The organism is Mesorhizobium sp. LNHC221B00 (genome assembly GCF_000502935.1).
Taxonomy (GTDB): Bacteria; Pseudomonadota; Alphaproteobacteria; order Rhizobiales; family Rhizobiaceae; genus Mesorhizobium; species Mesorhizobium opportunistum.
Window position 1 is genome coordinate 211331 of sequence record NZ_AYWR01000006.1, and the last position, 15113, is coordinate 226443.

17 protein-coding genes are annotated in these 15113 nt (G+C 62.6%); 4 read left to right on the top strand and 13 right to left on the bottom strand.

Annotated elements, in window-relative coordinates:
• Positions 1-101: 101 nt before the first annotated feature.
• Both X741_RS155805 and X741_RS155800 read left to right on the top strand, forming a co-directional pair.
• The gene (locus X741_RS155805; protein WP_023777446.1) at positions 102-539 is read left to right on the top strand and encodes an HIT family protein; all 438 of its coding nucleotides are present in this window, start codon (positions 102-104) and stop codon (positions 537-539) included.
• Between the two features lie 108 nt (positions 540-647).
• Positions 648-1730: a phosphatase PAP2 family protein gene (locus tag X741_RS155800; RefSeq protein ID WP_023777447.1), complete on the top strand. Its 1083-nt coding sequence runs from the start codon at positions 648-650 to the stop codon at positions 1728-1730.
• Here X741_RS155800 and X741_RS155795 read toward each other — a convergent pair.
• The 5 genes from X741_RS155795 to X741_RS1000000170835 all read right to left on the bottom strand — a co-directional run bounded on the left by X741_RS155795 (position 1727) and on the right by X741_RS1000000170835 (position 6244).
• Positions 1727-2317, bottom strand: coding sequence for a chloramphenicol phosphotransferase (locus X741_RS155795; protein ID WP_023777448.1), 591 nt, complete (start codon positions 2315-2317; stop codon positions 1727-1729). The two genes, X741_RS155800 and X741_RS155795, sit on opposite strands and share 4 nt — an antisense overlap.
• Before the next feature lie 77 nt (positions 2318-2394).
• Entirely contained in the window at positions 2395-4863 is a 2469-nt protein-coding gene (gene clpA / locus X741_RS155790) for an ATP-dependent Clp protease ATP-binding subunit ClpA (RefSeq protein ID WP_023777449.1), read from the bottom strand.
• A gap of 6 nt (positions 4864-4869) precedes the next feature.
• Entirely contained in the window at positions 4870-5199 is a 330-nt protein-coding gene (gene clpS / locus X741_RS155785) for an ATP-dependent Clp protease adapter ClpS (RefSeq protein WP_010909565.1), read from the bottom strand.
• Positions 5200-5498: 299 nt separating this feature from the next.
• Positions 5499-5828 carry a phasin family protein gene (locus X741_RS155780; RefSeq protein WP_023764904.1) on the bottom strand — a complete coding sequence of 110 codons (330 nt, stop codon included), beginning with the start codon at positions 5826-5828 and terminating at the stop codon, positions 5499-5501.
• A gap of 152 nt (positions 5829-5980) precedes the next feature.
• Positions 5981-6244, bottom strand: coding sequence for a hypothetical protein (locus tag X741_RS1000000170835; RefSeq protein WP_245272690.1), 264 nt, complete (start codon positions 6242-6244; stop codon positions 5981-5983).
• On the opposite strand from X741_RS1000000170835, the gene X741_RS155775 reads away from it, so the two are divergent.
• Positions 6171-7556 carry a D-alanyl-D-alanine carboxypeptidase family protein gene (locus X741_RS155775; protein ID WP_245272688.1) on the top strand — a complete coding sequence of 462 codons (1386 nt, stop codon included), beginning with the start codon at positions 6171-6173 and terminating at the stop codon, positions 7554-7556. The genes X741_RS1000000170835 and X741_RS155775 overlap by 74 nt on opposite strands.
• Before the next feature lie 46 nt (positions 7557-7602).
• Here X741_RS155775 and X741_RS155770 read toward each other — a convergent pair whose 3' ends face one another.
• The 3 genes from X741_RS155770 to X741_RS155760 form a co-directional block, all read right to left on the bottom strand.
• Positions 7603-8304 (bottom strand): DnaJ domain-containing protein, encoded by a 702-nt coding sequence (locus X741_RS155770; RefSeq protein ID WP_023777451.1) that lies wholly within the window; start codon positions 8302-8304, stop codon positions 7603-7605.
• A 304-nt stretch (positions 8305-8608) separates the two neighbouring features.
• Positions 8609-9046 (bottom strand): DUF1489 family protein, encoded by a 438-nt coding sequence (locus tag X741_RS155765; protein WP_023777452.1) that lies wholly within the window; start codon positions 9044-9046, stop codon positions 8609-8611.
• 77 nt (positions 9047-9123) lie between these two features.
• The gene (locus X741_RS155760; RefSeq protein WP_023777453.1) at positions 9124-10527 is read right to left on the bottom strand and encodes an L-serine ammonia-lyase; all 1404 of its coding nucleotides are present in this window, start codon (positions 10525-10527) and stop codon (positions 9124-9126) included.
• A gap of 175 nt (positions 10528-10702) precedes the next feature.
• Here X741_RS155760 and X741_RS155755 point away from each other — a divergent pair, with 175 nt between their 5' ends.
• The gene (locus X741_RS155755) at positions 10703-11446 is read left to right on the top strand and encodes a DUF599 domain-containing protein (RefSeq protein WP_023764897.1); all 744 of its coding nucleotides are present in this window, start codon (positions 10703-10705) and stop codon (positions 11444-11446) included.
• Here X741_RS155755 and X741_RS155750 read toward each other — a convergent pair.
• From X741_RS155750 to gatC, 5 genes are read right to left on the bottom strand one after another with little or no spacing between them, the layout of a single operon-like run.
• The gene (locus tag X741_RS155750; RefSeq protein WP_023777454.1) at positions 11395-12192 is read right to left on the bottom strand and encodes a YdcF family protein; all 798 of its coding nucleotides are present in this window, start codon (positions 12190-12192) and stop codon (positions 11395-11397) included. The genes X741_RS155755 and X741_RS155750 overlap by 52 nt on opposite strands.
• 21 nt (positions 12193-12213) lie before the next feature.
• Positions 12214-12747 carry a hypothetical protein gene (locus tag X741_RS155745; protein ID WP_023777455.1) on the bottom strand — a complete coding sequence of 178 codons (534 nt, stop codon included), beginning with the start codon at positions 12745-12747 and terminating at the stop codon, positions 12214-12216.
• A gap of 1 nt (position 12748) precedes the next feature.
• Positions 12749-14314: an amidase family protein gene (locus X741_RS155740; protein WP_023777456.1), complete on the bottom strand. Its 1566-nt coding sequence runs from the start codon at positions 14312-14314 to the stop codon at positions 12749-12751.
• Positions 14314-14769: a GNAT family N-acetyltransferase gene (locus X741_RS155735; RefSeq protein ID WP_023777457.1), complete on the bottom strand. Its 456-nt coding sequence runs from the start codon at positions 14767-14769 to the stop codon at positions 14314-14316. The genes X741_RS155740 and X741_RS155735 overlap by 1 nt, the downstream gene beginning before the upstream one ends.
• A gap of 7 nt (positions 14770-14776) precedes the next feature.
• Positions 14777-15064, bottom strand: a complete 288-nt coding sequence (gene gatC, locus X741_RS155730) for an Asp-tRNA(Asn)/Glu-tRNA(Gln) amidotransferase subunit GatC (RefSeq protein WP_013895338.1) — start codon at positions 15062-15064, stop codon at positions 14777-14779.
• Between the last annotated feature and the right edge of the window lie 49 nt (positions 15065-15113).

Here is a 15113-nt window from a genome sequence, read left to right on the forward strand (position 1 = left end):
CCTTTTGCGCGGCAGCCACCTGATCGTCCCACGACATCGTCTTGCCGCTCCGGGGCAGCTTCGCTACACGAGATGGCGAGGCACAATCCGGAGCGTTCACCATGGCCGAAACCGCCTACGACACCGAAAACATCTTCGCCAAGATCCTGCGCGGAGAAATTCCCTCGCACCGCGTCTACGAGGACGAAGCAGTCGTGGCCTTCATGGACGTGATGCCGCAGGGGCCCGGCCATACGCTGGTCGTGCCGAAGGCACCGTCGCGCAACCTGCTCGACGCCGACCCCTCGACCTTCGGTCCGCTTTTCACGGTCGTCCAGAAAGTGGCGGCGGCGGTCAAACAAGCCTTCGACGCCGACGGCGTCACCATCATGCAGTTCAACGAGCCCGCTTCGGGGCAGACTGTCTACCATCTGCATGTCCATGTCATTCCGCGCTTCGACGGCATCCCCCTGAAGCCGCACACGGGTGGGATGGAGAAGCCCGAAGTGCTGGCACAGAACGCCGAAAGGATCCGAACCGTCCTGCGTACGCGGTTTTAAGTCTTTGTAAACTGAACGACCATATCGGCACCTGCGCCACCGTCGGCGACTGCTTTTTTAATAGTCTTTCAAACCCTCTTGAGGCATTTGTCTTGCGAGGGGCATTCGATGCACGATATTTCCGAAGCTATAGGCGGGCGGGTTGGCGCTGGGGTCGATGGCGCCTTCTCCAACCTTTTGGTCGATGTATTTTTTCGGCACCGTACTGTTCATGCGGTAGCGCTGTTTACGCTCGGATTGGGTTTTGTCGTCGGCGGCAGAGTTGGAAACCTGCCGGATTTCGGATTACTTTACGAATACACTTTCTATCTGGTGGTTTACTTCTGGATAGCCGGATGCGCATACGCGATCTTCCGGCTGTTCTGGCTGGCGTTTGTCGATCGTGCCAGGTCGCCGCTTCGCATGTTGTTGCGTCCGCTCCAGCAGATGCTGACCGATCGAAATCGCATTGCCAACGGCATCAACGGCCTTGCCGCGATGCTGGTTTTTATGTCGGGCTTCGTGGTGCTGAAGGGAGCGATCGCGGTGCTGGTGCCTTTCTCCTGGGACCAGACCCTCGCGCATTTCGGCGCCGGCCTGCATTTCGGCCGCACTCCCTATCAATGGCTCTGGTGGATCGTTGAAAGTCCGCTGGCCGTTCACCTTCTCAATTTCTGCTACAATTTCTGGTTCGCAGTGCTGGTCGCAATGGTCTTTTCAAGCGTCGCCGCCGCCCGCGACTCACTGCTGCGCCATCAGTTTCTGCTCAGCTTCATGCTGGTCTGGCTGGTTGGCGGCTTCTTCATCGCCATGGCATTCTCATCCGCGGGCCCATGCTTTTATGCAAGGCTCGACCTTGGCGATCAGTATCAGCCGTTGATGGATGCGCTTGCGTCCGCGAACCGCCAGTATCCGATATGGGCATTGTCCACGCAGGACAGGTTGTGGAGCGGCTATACGGGCTCAGCTTCGGGAACCATGGGCATATCGGCATTCCCCTCCATCCACGTCGCGACGTCGGTGCTCTTCGCTCTCTACCTGACGCGGTTGTCGACCAGGCTCGGCATCGTGATGTGGATATTCGCAGCCATCATCATGCTCGGTTCGGTGGTGCTTGGCTGGCACTATGCCGTCGACGGCTACGCGGGCGCGCTTATTGCGGTCGCGATCTGGAAAATCACGGGCGGAGCATTGTCCCGGGCGCACGCCTAGTTTGCCACTTGGACGCTCTTGAGATGCTGTCGAATTGCATCCGCGCACTGCACCGAGCTCAGAAGCGAGGTGTCGACTTCCAGATCGTAAACGCCCGGCCGGTGCACCGCCTCCTGCCACAGACGCACCGGCAAAGGCACGGGATCGCCTGAAGAGCCGGTGACATAGCCCCTGCCCGTCTCGCTGGCGGCTCGCCTTTCCATAATGATCTCAATCGGACAGCGAACGCCGACAAACAGCACCGGCAGGCCGGCGAGCCGGTGTGCGCAATCGGCCAGGATGTCGAGCGGTTTCGAATAGCCATCGTGATGACCGACATCCGCCACGACGTTCAGATCCAGCCGGCTATGGACCGCGATCGATTCGTAGAGGGCGGCATAAAATCGCGGCACGAAAACTTCGAGGTCAGGGCGCTCGCCGCCGGGTCGCAGGCCTATTCCCGGACGATATCGCGGCGGCGTGATCTGCGCATAGCTGTCGACGCCCAGGCTCATCCACGGACCTTCAAAACGTTCCTGGATGGCCTGAGCGATGCTCGACTTGCCCGATCGCGGCGCGCCGTTGAGGATGATGATCTGGCCAGCCATATGCCACCTCTATGCCGCCACCTCTCTATATCAATGAAAAAAGCCCCGTTTCCGGGGCTTTTCGACTTTGATCAGGATCAGCCCTTGCGGGGCAGTTGTGGTACCAGGCTGCGCTTGCCGCCATCCTTGCCCTTGGGCTCCGGCTTTTGCGCCACCACCTTCTTCGCGGCGGGCTTCTTGGCCACGGCCTTGCGCGGCTTCGGCGCGTCTTCCGGCTCTTCCTTCTTCGGCTTCACCGGCGCCTCGTCGGCCAGCGATTCGAGCTTCAGGCCGGTCTCGCCGGTTTCCTTCTTCTCGACGGTGACACGCACCGTGCCGCCCTTCTTGAGCTTGCCGAACAGCACCTCGTCGGCCAACGGCTTCTTGATGTGCTCCTGGATGACACGGCCGAGCGGCCGTGCGCCCATGCGCTCGTCATAGCCCTTGTCGGCGAGCCATGCGATGGCATCCGGCGACAGGTCGAAGGTAACGCCACGCTCTGAGAGCTGGGCCTCGAGCTGCATGACGAACTTCTGCACCACCTGATGGATGACCGGCACCGGCAGCGAGCCGAACGGGATGATCGCATCGAGACGGTTGCGGAATTCCGGCGTGAACAGCCGGTTGATCGCCTCGACATCGTCGCCTTCACGCTTGGTCGATCCGAAACCGATCGCCGCGCGCTGCGCATCGGACGCGCCCGCATTGGTGGTCATGATCAGGATGACATTGCGGAAGTCGATCTGCTTGCCGTTATGATCGGTCAGCTTGCCGTGATCCATGACCTGCAACAGGATGTTGAACAGGTCCGGATGCGCCTTCTCGACCTCGTCGAGCAGCAGCACGCAGTGCGGATGCTGGTCGACGCCGTCGGTCAAAAGACCGCCCTGGTCGAAGCCGACATAGCCGGGAGGCGCGCCGATCAGCCGCGAAACGGTGTGGCGTTCCATATATTCCGACATGTCGAAGCGGATCAGCTCGACGCCAAGCGAGGCGGCCAACTGCTTGGCCACTTCGGTCTTGCCGACGCCGGTAGGCCCCGAGAACAGATAGGAGCCGATCGGCTTTTCCGGTTCGCGCAGGCCGGCACGGGCCAGCTTGATCGCCGAGGTCAGCGCGGTGATGGCGGTGTCCTGGCCGTAGACGACGCGCTTCAGCTCGATGTCGAGGCCCTGCAGCACCTTCTCGTCATCGGCCGAGACCGTCTTCGGCGGGATGCGGGCCATGGTGGCGATCGTTGCCTCGATCTCCTTGATGCCGATCGTCTTCTTGCGCTTGGCTTCCGGCACCAGCATCTGCGAAGCGCCGGTCTCGTCGATCACATCGATCGCCTTGTCCGGCAGCTTGCGGTCGTTGATGTAGCGCGCCGACAGCTCGACCGAGGCCTTGATGGCTTCGCTCGTGTAGCGGACCTTGTGGAACTCCTCGAAATAGGGCTTCAAGCCCTTCATGATCTCGATGGCATCCTCGATGGTCGGCTCGTTGACGTCGATCTTCTGGAAGCGCCGCACCAGGGCACGGTCCTTTTCGAAGAACTGGCGGAACTCCTTGTAGGTGGTCGAGCCGATGCAACGGATCGCACCCGACGACAGCGCCGGCTTCAACAGGTTCGACGCGTCCATGGCGCCGCCCGAAGTGGCGCCGGCACCAATCACGGTGTGGATCTCGTCGATGAACAGCACGGCACCCGGATAATCCTCGAGCTCCTTGACGACCTGCTTCAGCCGTTCCTCGAAATCACCGCGATAGCGCGTGCCGGCCAGAAGCGTGCCCATGTCGAGCGCGAAAATGGTGGCATTGTGCAGCACCTCGGGAACATCGCCTTCGACGATGCGCTTGGCGAGGCCTTCGGCGATCGCCGTCTTGCCGACGCCGGGGTCGCCGACATAGAGCGGATTGTTCTTCGAGCGGCGGCACAGCACCTGGATGGTGCGGTTGATCTCCGACTCGCGACCGATCAGCGGATCGATCTTGCCGGCCTTGGCCTTGTTGTTGAGATTGACGCAATAAGCGGTCAGCGCGTCCTGCTGCTGCTTCTTCTTGCCGCCTTCCTCTTGCGGCTCGGCGCCGTTCTGGCCGCCCTGCTCGTCATCGGCGCCGCGCGGTGAACGCGTCTCGGAAGCGCCCGGGCGCTTGGCGATGCCGTGCGAGATGTAGTTGACCGCGTCGTAGCGGGTCATCTGCTGTTCCTGCAGGAAATAGGCGGCATGGCTCTCGCGCTCGGCGAAGATGGCAACGAGCACGTTGGCGCCCGACACTTCCTCGCGGCCCGACGACTGCACGTGGATCACAGCGCGCTGGATGACGCGCTGGAAGCCGGCGGTCGGCTTGGAATCCTCGTCGTAACCGGTGACCAGATTGTCGAGCTCTGTGTCGATATAGGTGAGAACGGTGTGCTTGAGCTCGTCGAGATCGACGTTGCAGGCGCGCATGACGGCGGCCGCCTCGGTGTCGTCGATCAACGCGAGCAGCAGGTGTTCAAGGGTTGCATATTCATGGTGCCGCTCATTGGCGAGCGTCAGCGCTTGGTGAAGCGCCTTTTCCAGGCCTTGGGAGAAAGCCGGCATGTTACCTCACTTCTTCTCCATCACGCATTGCAGCGGATGCTGATTCTGTCGGGCGAAATCCATGACCTGAGACACTTTGGTCTCGGCCACCTCGAATGTATAGACCCCGCACTCGCCCACCCCATGATTGTGAACATGAAGCATGATGCGTGTGGCAGCTTCGCGGTCCTTCTGGAAAAAACGCTCCAGCACGTGAACCACGAACTCCATCGGAGTGTAGTCGTCGTTAAGAATGAGGACCCGGTAAAGGCTAGGCTTCTTGGTCTTGGTTTTTGTGCGCGTGATGACGGCCGTCCCGCGGCCGGCCTCATTGCCGTCGCCACCGCCGTTTTGCATCCGCGCCACCTGTCTCGTGGCAGTCAAACCGATCGTCACGTAATCCTGCCTCTTTCGAATCCTCATGCGAGCTCAACATGTAGGTGTTCGATGGACGATTTTAAGCCCTTCTGGTTAGCTGACAATATGGCTAGGTGACCAAACTTCGCGGATTTTCGCAATCGTGAAGGGGCGCGAGGCGCTGGATAGCAAATCGACATGAAAAAACCCGGCCGCGCTCGCGCCACCGGGTCTTGTCCCGACCCAAAGGGCCGGATCTCGCTGTCGTCGTGAGGCGAAGCTACTTCGCCCGGGCGAAATTACTTCGCCTTGGCAACGATCGATTCGAACGGCTTATAGGCTTCCTTGGCGAGTTCGGCATAGAGGTCGCCGATCTTGGTGGCCTCGGCGACGAACGCCTCGTAGGACTGCTTGGCATAGTCGGACTGGATTTCGATCGCCTTGTCGAGCGACTTGGCAGAGAGCAGCTTCTCGGCAGCGGCACTGCCGGCTTCGAAACTCTTCTTGGTGTATTCGCCGGCTTCGGTGGCGATCGCCTGAGCGCCCTTGGAGAGCGAAGCGAAGCTCTTCAAGCCGGTGTCGGCAAACTCTTTGCCGTATTTGCTGAAGTCCTCATAGGTCTGGGTCATTTCGCGATTCCCTTGACGGTTGAGGCGTCCTTCTTCGGGGCGCCCTTGTGCAATGCACTAGAATATATTGTGCGCCGCACAAAAGTCAATATTTCGCCTGCGTTCAGAGCCCGCCTGCGCAGGCAATGCCTAAAAATCAAATAAAGTGAGTTTCAAGCCCGAAGAAAATGGTGAACGCGGCGGTTACCATAAACGGATTGGTAACGCTGCCCCGCTAGCTTGGCTGAAAGTGCGGCAGGACCCTTTGCCGCCTTCAGCGCAACGAAGAATTCAAGGTAAACATCAGTGCGTAAGGCGTTGTTGGGCATCGTTTCCGGATCCACCTCCCCCCTCAAAGCGATCATGGTCTTCGCCTTGGCGTTGACATTCGTTTGCGCCGACGTTGCCTCGTCGCTGGCGGCGCGGCAGGCGGCCATTGTCGTGGACGCCAAGACCGGCAAGGTGCTGTACTCCGCCGATGCCAACGGCAGGCGTTATCCGGCGTCGCTGACCAAGATGATGACGCTTTACCTGACCTTCGAAGCTCTGGCGAAGGGCAAGATCAGCAGGAACACGCCTGTCGTGTTTTCGGCCAAGGCATCCGCCGAGGCGCCGACGAAACTCGGCGTGAAGCCGGGCGGTTCGGTCACGGTCGACACCGCCATCCTGTCGATAGTCACCAAGTCGGCCAACGACTCGGCGACCGCGCTTGGCGAAATGATTGGCGGCAACGAAACCAATTTTGCCCGCATGATGACGGCCAAGGCGCGCCAGCTCGGCATGGACGGCACCGTCTTCCGCAATGCCAACGGCCTGCCCGACCCCGGCCAGTTCACCACCGCGCGCGACATGGCGACGCTCGGCATCGCACTGCGTGAGCATTTCCCCCAATATTACGGCTATTTCTCGCAGCGGTCCTTCCTCTATGGCCGCCAGCGCATCAATGGCCACAACCGCCTGCTCGGGCGCATCAAGGGCGTCGACGGCATCAAGACCGGCTACACACGCGCCTCCGGCTTCAATCTCGTCTCCTCCGTGTCAGACGGCAATCGCCGCCTTGTTGCCGTCGTCATGGGCGGCACGTCGGGCGGCAGCCGCGACAACCAGATGGCGGCTCTGATCAACACCTATATGCCGCGGGCTTCGACCCGCGGCGGCGGCGATCTGGTCGCCAAGGCTGATAGCAATCCGATCAGGGCGCTTGCCAAGGTCCTGCTGCCCAAGCACGACGCGCCGACGCCGGACGAAAAGCCGGTGGCTGTTGCAAGCGACGATACCGCCGTCGCCGAAGACGCTACCGTCGCGCAGGGCGACAGCAATGCCGAGGACAGCAGCGCGGAGGACGACGCCACGGTCGAAGAACCCAAGCTGGTCGTTCCGGCCAAGAAGGTGAAGACGGTCATCGTCTCCGCCCCCAAAGTCGCCACCGCGCAGGTCGTGGCCGCCCATGCCGAGCCGACGCCCGCGCCTGCTGTCGATCCGGTCAACACCGCGTCGGTGCCCTCGGGCTGGGCCATCCAGGTCGCTTCCTCGCCCAAGCAGTCCGAAGCCCAGGCTTTCCTCGACAAGGCCAGCAAGCAGGCGCCCAAGGTGCTGGCCGATGCCGCCGGCTTCACCGTCGCCTTCGACAAGGATGGCGTCACCTACTATCGCGCGCGCTTCGGCGGCTTCGGTTCGAAGACCGCTGCCTGGAAGGCCTGCACCGCTTTGAAGAAGAAGAGCATCGAATGCTACGCCGTCCAGCAATAGGACGGCGTGCACACAATCTCCCGGAAAATTTTTGCGTCGAAGGAGACTAGTTGTGATTGGAGAGCAAGACGTCCTTGGCTTCGTTGATTCGCGCCGCCAGGAAAGACGTGCCGCCGATATCGGGGTGCAGGCGCTGCATCAGGCGGCGGTGCGCCTTGCGGACATCCGCCGCGGCGGCCCCCGCTTCAAGACCAAGGACCTTGTAGGCCTCCTCCTTAGTCATGGCGCCAGGACCTGGCGCAACACCCAGCCCTTCGCCACCGTTCGTCTCAGTGTTTTTGCGCCAGACGGGAAATCTGCCGTCAAGATACGCCTCTAGCAACTGCCGGCTCTCCGGATCGCCGGAGAGTTCGCGGTAGAGATGCTGCAACTCCGAAAGACCCATGGCGCCAAGCATCTTGCCGTCATGGCGGCCGGCCAGCACCAGCCCTTCGAGACCGCCCGAATTGTGATCCAGTTCCATCTCGAGTGCCGCTGTCCGCACTGTCGAGCGTTTTCCAGACGTCGGCTTGGCATTTGGCCGGCCCGCGCGCGTGGCGCCATACCAGCCGATCGCCGCGAACAGGATGATGCCGCCGATCCCGCTGCGCCCGACCAGCAGCACGGCGCCGCCCACCAGGGCCAGCAGGATCGGCCCCAATGTTCTCGTCGAACTGGCGAGCCTGGCCGGATCGGCGTGAAGAAACGCCGTCGTTGCGATCAGCAGCACCAGCAGCAATGCGACCAGGACGATAATTACGCCTAACATTTCCCACCGCCCCGCGGATTCCCTGCCCGCCTGGACAGCCGCGTCACTTCCTTCAACACTTTTTCTGCGCCGGAATCATGGCCTCCCTCCGATAGGACGAGGGCGTTGGCCCAGCCAACGCGGCGGCCCTTGTCGACTTCGACAGCTTTTCATCGCGCATGAATTTCAAGATGTGGCGTTGTCTCGCCGCTTGCAAGTCCAGTACGGAGCAAGATGGAGGGCCAGCGGACGGCCAGAGCATGTCGCCCAAAAGCGAACTCAGACCCGAAGCGTGCCGCATGAATCCGTTTCAGCGCGAAGCGCTTTAGAGCAAACCGAGATCGGCAAGCTCGCGCCTGAGCTTCGGCGGCATCTCGATCAGGCCGGCCTTGCCCTTGCCCAGATCGGCCGGCGCATCCGACGGCTTCAGATAACGCCAGCCTTGAAACGCCCGGCGCGGCTGCCAGTCGGTGCGAATGACCCGCGGGTCGAGCATCAAATGGCAGCGGCCGATACCTTCGTCATCGGTGAACGGCCGGATCTCCGTGATCAGCTGGCGGCATTGCACATTGCCCTTGATCACCCAGTAGAGCGAACCGCCATCGGTGACCTCTTGCCCACGCGTCGGCACCATGCGGGTCGTGTGCCAGTGTTCGACCGGATCACCGGCCCGGCGCCGTTCGTCGAGACGGAACTCGATCCATTCCTCGAGATCCTCGACACTGTCGCAGCCGACGCAAAGTTTTAGGAGATTGAGGGCCATCCGCTAAGGTTAGTCCGGAGCGCCGGGACGTCAACGGCCTGACGGACTTCTCCACAGTGCCGGTTTAGGCCAGAACCTCAGCACTCCACGACATTGACGGCGAGACCGCCAAGGCTGGTTTCCTTGTACTTCTCGTTCATGTCGAGGCCGGTCTGGCGCATGGTCTCGATCGCGGCGTCGAGCGGCACGAAATGCACGCCGTCGCCCTTGATCGCCAGCGACGCGGCGGTCACGGCCTTGACCGCGCCCAGCGCATTGCGCTCGATGCACGGCACCTGCACCAGCCCGCCGACCGGATCGCAGGTCATGCCGAGATGATGTTCGAGCGCGATCTCGGCGGCATTCTCGACCTGCTCGGGCGTGCCGCCCATGACGGCGCACAGGCCGGCCGCGGCCATTGCCGAGGCAGAGCCCACCTCGCCCTGGCAGCCGACCTCGGCGCCCGAGATCGACGCGTTTGTCTTGATGATGCCGCCGACGGCTGCCGCCGTCAGCAGGAAGTCGCGGATGCTAGGCTGGTCGGCCTCGGGATGGAAATGCAGCCAGTAGCGCAGCACCGCCGGCAGCGTGCCCGCGGCCCCATTGGTCGGCGCGGTGACGACACGGCCGCCCGCTGCATTCTCCTCATTGACCGCCATCGCGTAGATCGACAGCCAGTCATTGGCGAGCAAGGGGTTCGGCCGGTTCTGCTGCCATTGTTCCTGCAGCTTGTCGTGCAACATGCGCGCGCGGCGCCGCACCTTCAGCCCGCCAGGCATGATGCCGTCCTGCGAAAGGCCACGGTCGATGCAACCCTTCATGGCGCTCCAGATGGCGTCGAGGCCGGCGTCGAGTTCCTCGCGCGTCATCTGTGTTTCCTCGTTGACGCGCTTCAGTTCGGCGATGGAGAGCCCGCTCTTGGCCGCCATCTTCAGCATCTCGACGGCGTTCTTGAAGGGATAGGGCACCTTCTTGCCCTCGGTCGTCACCGACCCCTTGGCCTTCATCCTCTGCAACTCTTCTTCCGAAACGACGAAGCCGCCGCCGATCGAATAGTAGATGCGCTTGAGCAGCAGGCGGCCGCCGGCGTCATAGGCGTAGAACGCCATGCCATTGGCATGTCCCGTGAGCGGTGTCTTGCGGTCGAGCACAAGATCGGTGGTCGGATCGAAACGGTAGGAGGGGTGACCGGGCGGTGAAATCAATCTGTCGGCGGTGATGCGGCTGACGATCTCGTCGGCCCGGTCCGGATCGACCGTTTGCGGGGTCTGGCCGGCAAGTCCCAGGATGACGGCGCGGTCGCTGCCATGGCCGATGCCGGTATAGGCGAGCGAACCATGCAGGCTGGCGCCGATGCGGTCGACCTTGGCACCGGCGGGGCGCGGCCAGTCGTCCCCCGCGACCTCGTCGAGAAACCGCCGCGCCGCGGTCATCGGCCCCATCGTGTGGGAGCTCGAGGGGCCGATGCCGATCTTGAACAGGTCGAAAACCGAAAGGAACACGCTGTCTCCTGGATCACGTCGAGGATTACATATAGGAATTCCCAGGATGTTTCCGCTCTTTTGACAATCGCGGCGCGGCACCTGCCGACCTTGTTTGCTCCGGCAGCGACATCGGTTGCTTATCGCTCGATACCAGTGATCGAAGTGGTCACGCCGAATGTGATAAATTCAGCTCATGCGCGATTCCCTCGATCTTTCGACGGCCGATCTCGCGGCGCTGGGCCTCTTCCTCGCCGCGTGGCTGCTGCACACGCTCGCCTCCGACGGCCGGCTGGTCAGCCGCGTGTCGCTGACCACGGCGATGAACGCGCAACGCGAGACCTGGATGCGCACCATGGCCGAGCGCGAGATCCGCATCGTCGACACCGCCATCATGAGCGGCCTGCAGCAGGGAACCGCCTTCTTCGCTTCCAGTTCGCTGATCGCGCTCGGCGGCTGCTTTGCTCTGCTCGGCGCGTCCGACCGGGTGCTCGAAGTGCTGAGCGACCTGCCTTTGGGCGGTGCGCCGTCACGCTCGGCCTTTCAGATAAAGGTGCTGGGACTGGTGCTGATCCTGGCCTTTTCCTTCTTCAAATTCGGCTGGGCCTACCGGCTGTTCAACTATTGCACGATCCTGATCGGCGCGGTGCCGATCCCGCATGGCGAAGCCTCGCGCAACCCGGTCACCGAAACGGCGGTGTGGCGCGCCGCGCAGATGAACATGCTGGCCGGCAAACATTTCAACTCCGGCCTGCGCGGCGTGTTCTTCTCGATCGGCTATCTCGGCTGGTTCGTCGATCCGGTGGTGTTCGTGCTGTCGACGCTTCTGCTGCTGGCCGTGCTGGTGCGGCGCCAGTTCTTCTCGGCGGCGCGCCGCGCCGTCATCGGTCAGCCGCCCGGCGCCGGAAAAGGCCGGTCGATGCGGCCGGACAGCCAATAGGCGAACAATCCGATCCATTCGCGGATCGCCATGGTCGTATTCTCCAGTGAATCGTCCGCATTGTCGCGAAACAGGCCGACACCTTCCTTGCCCGAGGTGCGATAATCGACCGGCCACGGAACGGTTGGAAAACCAGCCTTGTCGAACAGCGCCTTGGCCCGTGGCATGTGGAAGGCGGAGGTCACCAACAGCCAGGTCTCGCCCGGCTTCGGTTCGACGAGCTTGCGGCTGAAGACCGCATTTTCATAGGTGTTGCGGGACTTGTCCTCAAGGACAAGACGACCGGCCGATATACCCAGGGGGCCGAGCAGGCGGGGCGCGGTGTCGGCGTCGCCCTCGCCATCAAGGAAAAGCGAACCGTTTCCGCCGGATACGACCACCTTGGCCTGCGGGAAGCGCCGCGCGAGGATTGCGGTCTCGACCATGCGATCGCCGCTGCTGCTCAATTCATAGCCGCCGCGCGTGAGGTTGATGGCCCCCTCGAACCCACCGCCGAGCACGACGATGCCGTCGACCTTTTGCGGCAGCGGCGGCCGTGGAAAGCGCTCCTCCAGCGGATTGAGCATCATGGCGCCGAGCGACGTCCAGGCCGACAGCGCAAGGATCAGGAAGGCGAGCACGCTGCCGGTGACGGCCAGCCGACGCCGACCGATCATCCCGGCGATCAGCCCCGCCAGAAGCAGGAAGATCGTCAGGTTGAGCGGCTGGATGAAGAACCACAGGATCTTGGAAAGATAGTAGAACACGCTTTCCCCTACGATCTGCCCCTACGATCTGCCTAGAGTGCGGCGGGCGGCAAAGCGCCTGACGGCTTCCGCAACAGCCTCAGCCTCCGAACGATCGAGTTCCCGCCCGAACGAGATTGGCCCGCTTGCCGTGGCCAGGTGAACCACTTCCTTCAGTCTGGTGTCGTCGGTCGGATAGGTGTGTTCCAGAACCTCGGCAGTGAGCTGCCCGTTATATGTGAGGAAGGCGCGATCACGGAACGGACTGCCCCTGATTTCGCGGATGATCGTGTCTTTCGCGATCCGCAGCGTTTCGCCTCCCGATGCGAGCCAGATGAACTCCTTGCCGAGAAAATATGCGAGAAACCCGGCGATCGCCAGAAATGACATCGGGCCGAACAGGCCGCTCGCGATCGTTGCCGGCGATTTGTCGAACAGCCCCATTTTGGTGGTGACGGCGACGATTGCGATCGAGAGAAGAAGAAAGCCGACCCTGATGGCTGAACGCCTGGGCGGATTTGTAATCAGCAGTTCATGTCCCGTCTCGATAATGGAAATGCGAGACGGGGGCGACATATTACCACCATGTCTCCGGCTGGAACCTGCCTGCCGCCTGTTCGATTACGGCGGCAGTCTGGAACAGCGTCTCTTCCTCGAACGGCCTGCCGATCAGCTGCAGGCCAAGCGGCAGCCCCTTGGGATCGAGTCCGGCGGGCACGGCAATGCCCGGCAGGCCGGCCATGTTCACGGTGACCGTGAAAATGTCGTTGAGGTACATCTTGACCGGATCGGCGGCCATGTCCTCGTCGGCGATGCCGAAGGCGGCGGACGGCGTCGCCGGGGTCAGGATGACGTCGATGCCGGCTGCAAAGACGTTCTCGAAGTCGCGCTTGATCAGGTTGCGCACCTTCTGCGCCTGCAGATAATAGGCATCGTAATAGCCGGCCGACAGCACATAGGTGCCGATCATGATGCGGCGCTTGACCTCGCGGCCGAAGCCGGCGGCACGGGTCTTCTCGTACATCTCGACGATGTCCTTGCCCGGCACGCGCAGGCCGTAGCGGACGCCGTCATAGCGCGCCAGGTTGGACGACGCCTCGGCCGGCGCCACGATGTAATAGGCCGGCAGCGCGTATTTGGTGTGCGGCAGGGAAATATCGACGATCTCGGCGCCGGCGTCCCTGAGCCACGCAATGCCCTTCTGCCACAGTGCCTCGATCTCCTCGGGCATGCCGTCGACGCGGTATTCCTTGGGAATGCCGACCTTCATGCCCTTGATCGGCTTGCCGATCACCGCTTCATAATCGGGCACCGGCCGGTCGACCGAAGTGGTGTCCTTCGGATCGACGGAGGCCATGGATTTGAGCAGGATCGCGGCATCGCGCACGTCGCGCGCGATCGGTCCGGCCTGGTCGAGCGACGAGGCGAAGGCGACGATGCCCCAGCGCGAGCAACGGCCATAGGTCGGCTTGATGCCGACCGTACCGGTGAAGGCGGCCGGCTGGCGGATCGAGCCGCCAGTGTCCGTGGCCGTGGCGCCGGCGCACAGGAACGCCGAGACGGCGGTCGCCGAGCCGCCGGAAGACCCGCCCGGCACCAACTGCGCATTGTCCAGGGTGCGCTGCGTTTTCGTGCCGCCGGCCGATACGAAGCCGCCGTCGCCCTGATGCGTCGTCGGCATCACCACCGTGTCGAGGCGCGAACGCCGCCACGGATTGATGACCGGGCCATAATAAGAAGTCTCGTTGGACGAGCCCATGGCGAATTCGTCCATGTTGAGCTTGCCCAGCATGACCGCGCCGGCGGCCCACAGATTGGCGGTGACGGTCGATTCATAGCGCGGCTTGAAGCCGTCGAGCACATGGCTGCAGGCCTGGGTGTGGACACCGTCGGTGCCGAACAGGTCCTTGATCCCCAGCGGAATGCCTTCCAGCGCGCCGCCCTCGCCCTTGACCAGCCTGGCGTCGGACGCCTTGGCCATGTCGCGCGCCTTGTCGCCGGTCACCGCCACATAGGCATTGAGCGCCGGATTGGCGCGATCGATCGCCGAGAGATAGGCGTCGGTGATCTCGGTCGCGGTGATTTCCTTGCCGCGCAGCTTGGCGCGGGCCTGCGAAATCGTCAGTCGGGTGAGGTCGCTCATCAAAGGCTCTTTTCGTAAAACACCGACCACTGGGAATCGGGATAATCCAGCACCGGGCCGCAGCGCGAGAACCCGGCGCGTTCGTAAACGGTCCATGCCGCGGGATGACGATCGCCCGTCTCCAGCACCAGCCGCTTCAGTCCTTCCTGGCGCGCCAACGCCTCGACCCGCTCGACGATGCCGGCGCCGATCTTGCGGCCGCGATGCGAAGGCCGCGTGTACATGCGCTTGACCTCGCCGATGGTATCGCTATGGCGCTTCAGCGCGCCACAGCCAATGGCGACACCGTTGTCGCGGGCGATGAAAACGGTCCTGTCCTGGCCGGCCATCTGCTCGACCGTCATGTGGTAGCAGTGCTCCGGCGGCGTCAGTTCGAGCAAGGTCTCGTTGAGTTCCTTGACCAGGCCGCGCACGTCGTCCTGCAGCGGCGTCTCGATGGCGATCTCGATTGCCATCGGCGCCTTACTCCACGACCTTCGGCACGAGGAAGAAATTCTCTTCGGTCGCCGGCGCGTTGGCGACGATGTCGGCCGCCTTGTTGCCGTCGGTGACGACATCGCCGCGCTTCTTCATCTCCATAGGCGTCACCGAGGTCATCGGCTCGACACCGGAAACATCCACTTCATTGAGCTGTTCGACAAAACCAAGAATGGCGTTCAGCTCGCCGGTCATGCGTTCTGCATCCTCTTCGCTCACCGCGATGCGGGCGAGACGCGCGACGCGCTTCACTGTCTGAAGATCAACGGACATGTATTTGCCTCGGGGAAAAACCAGTCCGGGCTATAGCGGCGCGGCGCGC

What these genes read in the sequence shown, in the direction of transcription:
- X741_RS155805 (WP_023777446.1), top strand. Translation starts at nt 102, where the DNA reads ATGGCCGAAACCGCCTACGACACCGAAAACATCTTCGCCAAGATCCTG.
- X741_RS155800 (WP_023777447.1), top strand. Translation starts at nt 648, where the DNA reads ATGCACGATATTTCCGAAGCTATAGGCGGGCGGGTTGGCGCTGGGGTC.
- X741_RS155795 (WP_023777448.1), bottom strand. Translation starts at nt 2,317, where the DNA reads ATGGCTGGCCAGATCATCATCCTCAACGGCGCGCCGCGATCGGGCAAG.
- clpA (WP_023777449.1), bottom strand. Translation starts at nt 4,863, where the DNA reads ATGCCGGCTTTCTCCCAAGGCCTGGAAAAGGCGCTTCACCAAGCGCTG.
- clpS (WP_010909565.1), bottom strand. Translation starts at nt 5,199, where the DNA reads ATGCAAAACGGCGGTGGCGACGGCAATGAGGCCGGCCGCGGGACGGCC.
- X741_RS155780 (WP_023764904.1), bottom strand. Translation starts at nt 5,828, where the DNA reads ATGACCCAGACCTATGAGGACTTCAGCAAATACGGCAAAGAGTTTGCC.
- X741_RS155775 (WP_245272688.1), top strand. Translation starts at nt 6,171, where the DNA reads ATGGTCTTCGCCTTGGCGTTGACATTCGTTTGCGCCGACGTTGCCTCG.
- X741_RS1000000170835 (WP_245272690.1), bottom strand. Translation starts at nt 6,244, where the DNA reads ATGGCCGCCTGCCGCGCCGCCAGCGACGAGGCAACGTCGGCGCAAACG.
- X741_RS155770 (WP_023777451.1), bottom strand. Translation starts at nt 8,304, where the DNA reads ATGTTAGGCGTAATTATCGTCCTGGTCGCATTGCTGCTGGTGCTGCTG.
- X741_RS155765 (WP_023777452.1), bottom strand. Translation starts at nt 9,046, where the DNA reads ATGGCCCTCAATCTCCTAAAACTTTGCGTCGGCTGCGACAGTGTCGAG.
- X741_RS155755 (WP_023764897.1), top strand. Translation starts at nt 10,703, where the DNA reads ATGCGCGATTCCCTCGATCTTTCGACGGCCGATCTCGCGGCGCTGGGC.
- X741_RS155745 (WP_023777455.1), bottom strand. Translation starts at nt 12,747, where the DNA reads ATGTCGCCCCCGTCTCGCATTTCCATTATCGAGACGGGACATGAACTG.
- X741_RS155740 (WP_023777456.1), bottom strand. Translation starts at nt 14,314, where the DNA reads ATGAGCGACCTCACCCGACTGACGATTTCGCAGGCCCGCGCCAAGCTG.
- X741_RS155735 (WP_023777457.1), bottom strand. Translation starts at nt 14,769, where the DNA reads ATGGCAATCGAGATCGCCATCGAGACGCCGCTGCAGGACGACGTGCGC.
- gatC (WP_013895338.1), bottom strand. Translation starts at nt 15,064, where the DNA reads ATGTCCGTTGATCTTCAGACAGTGAAGCGCGTCGCGCGTCTCGCCCGC.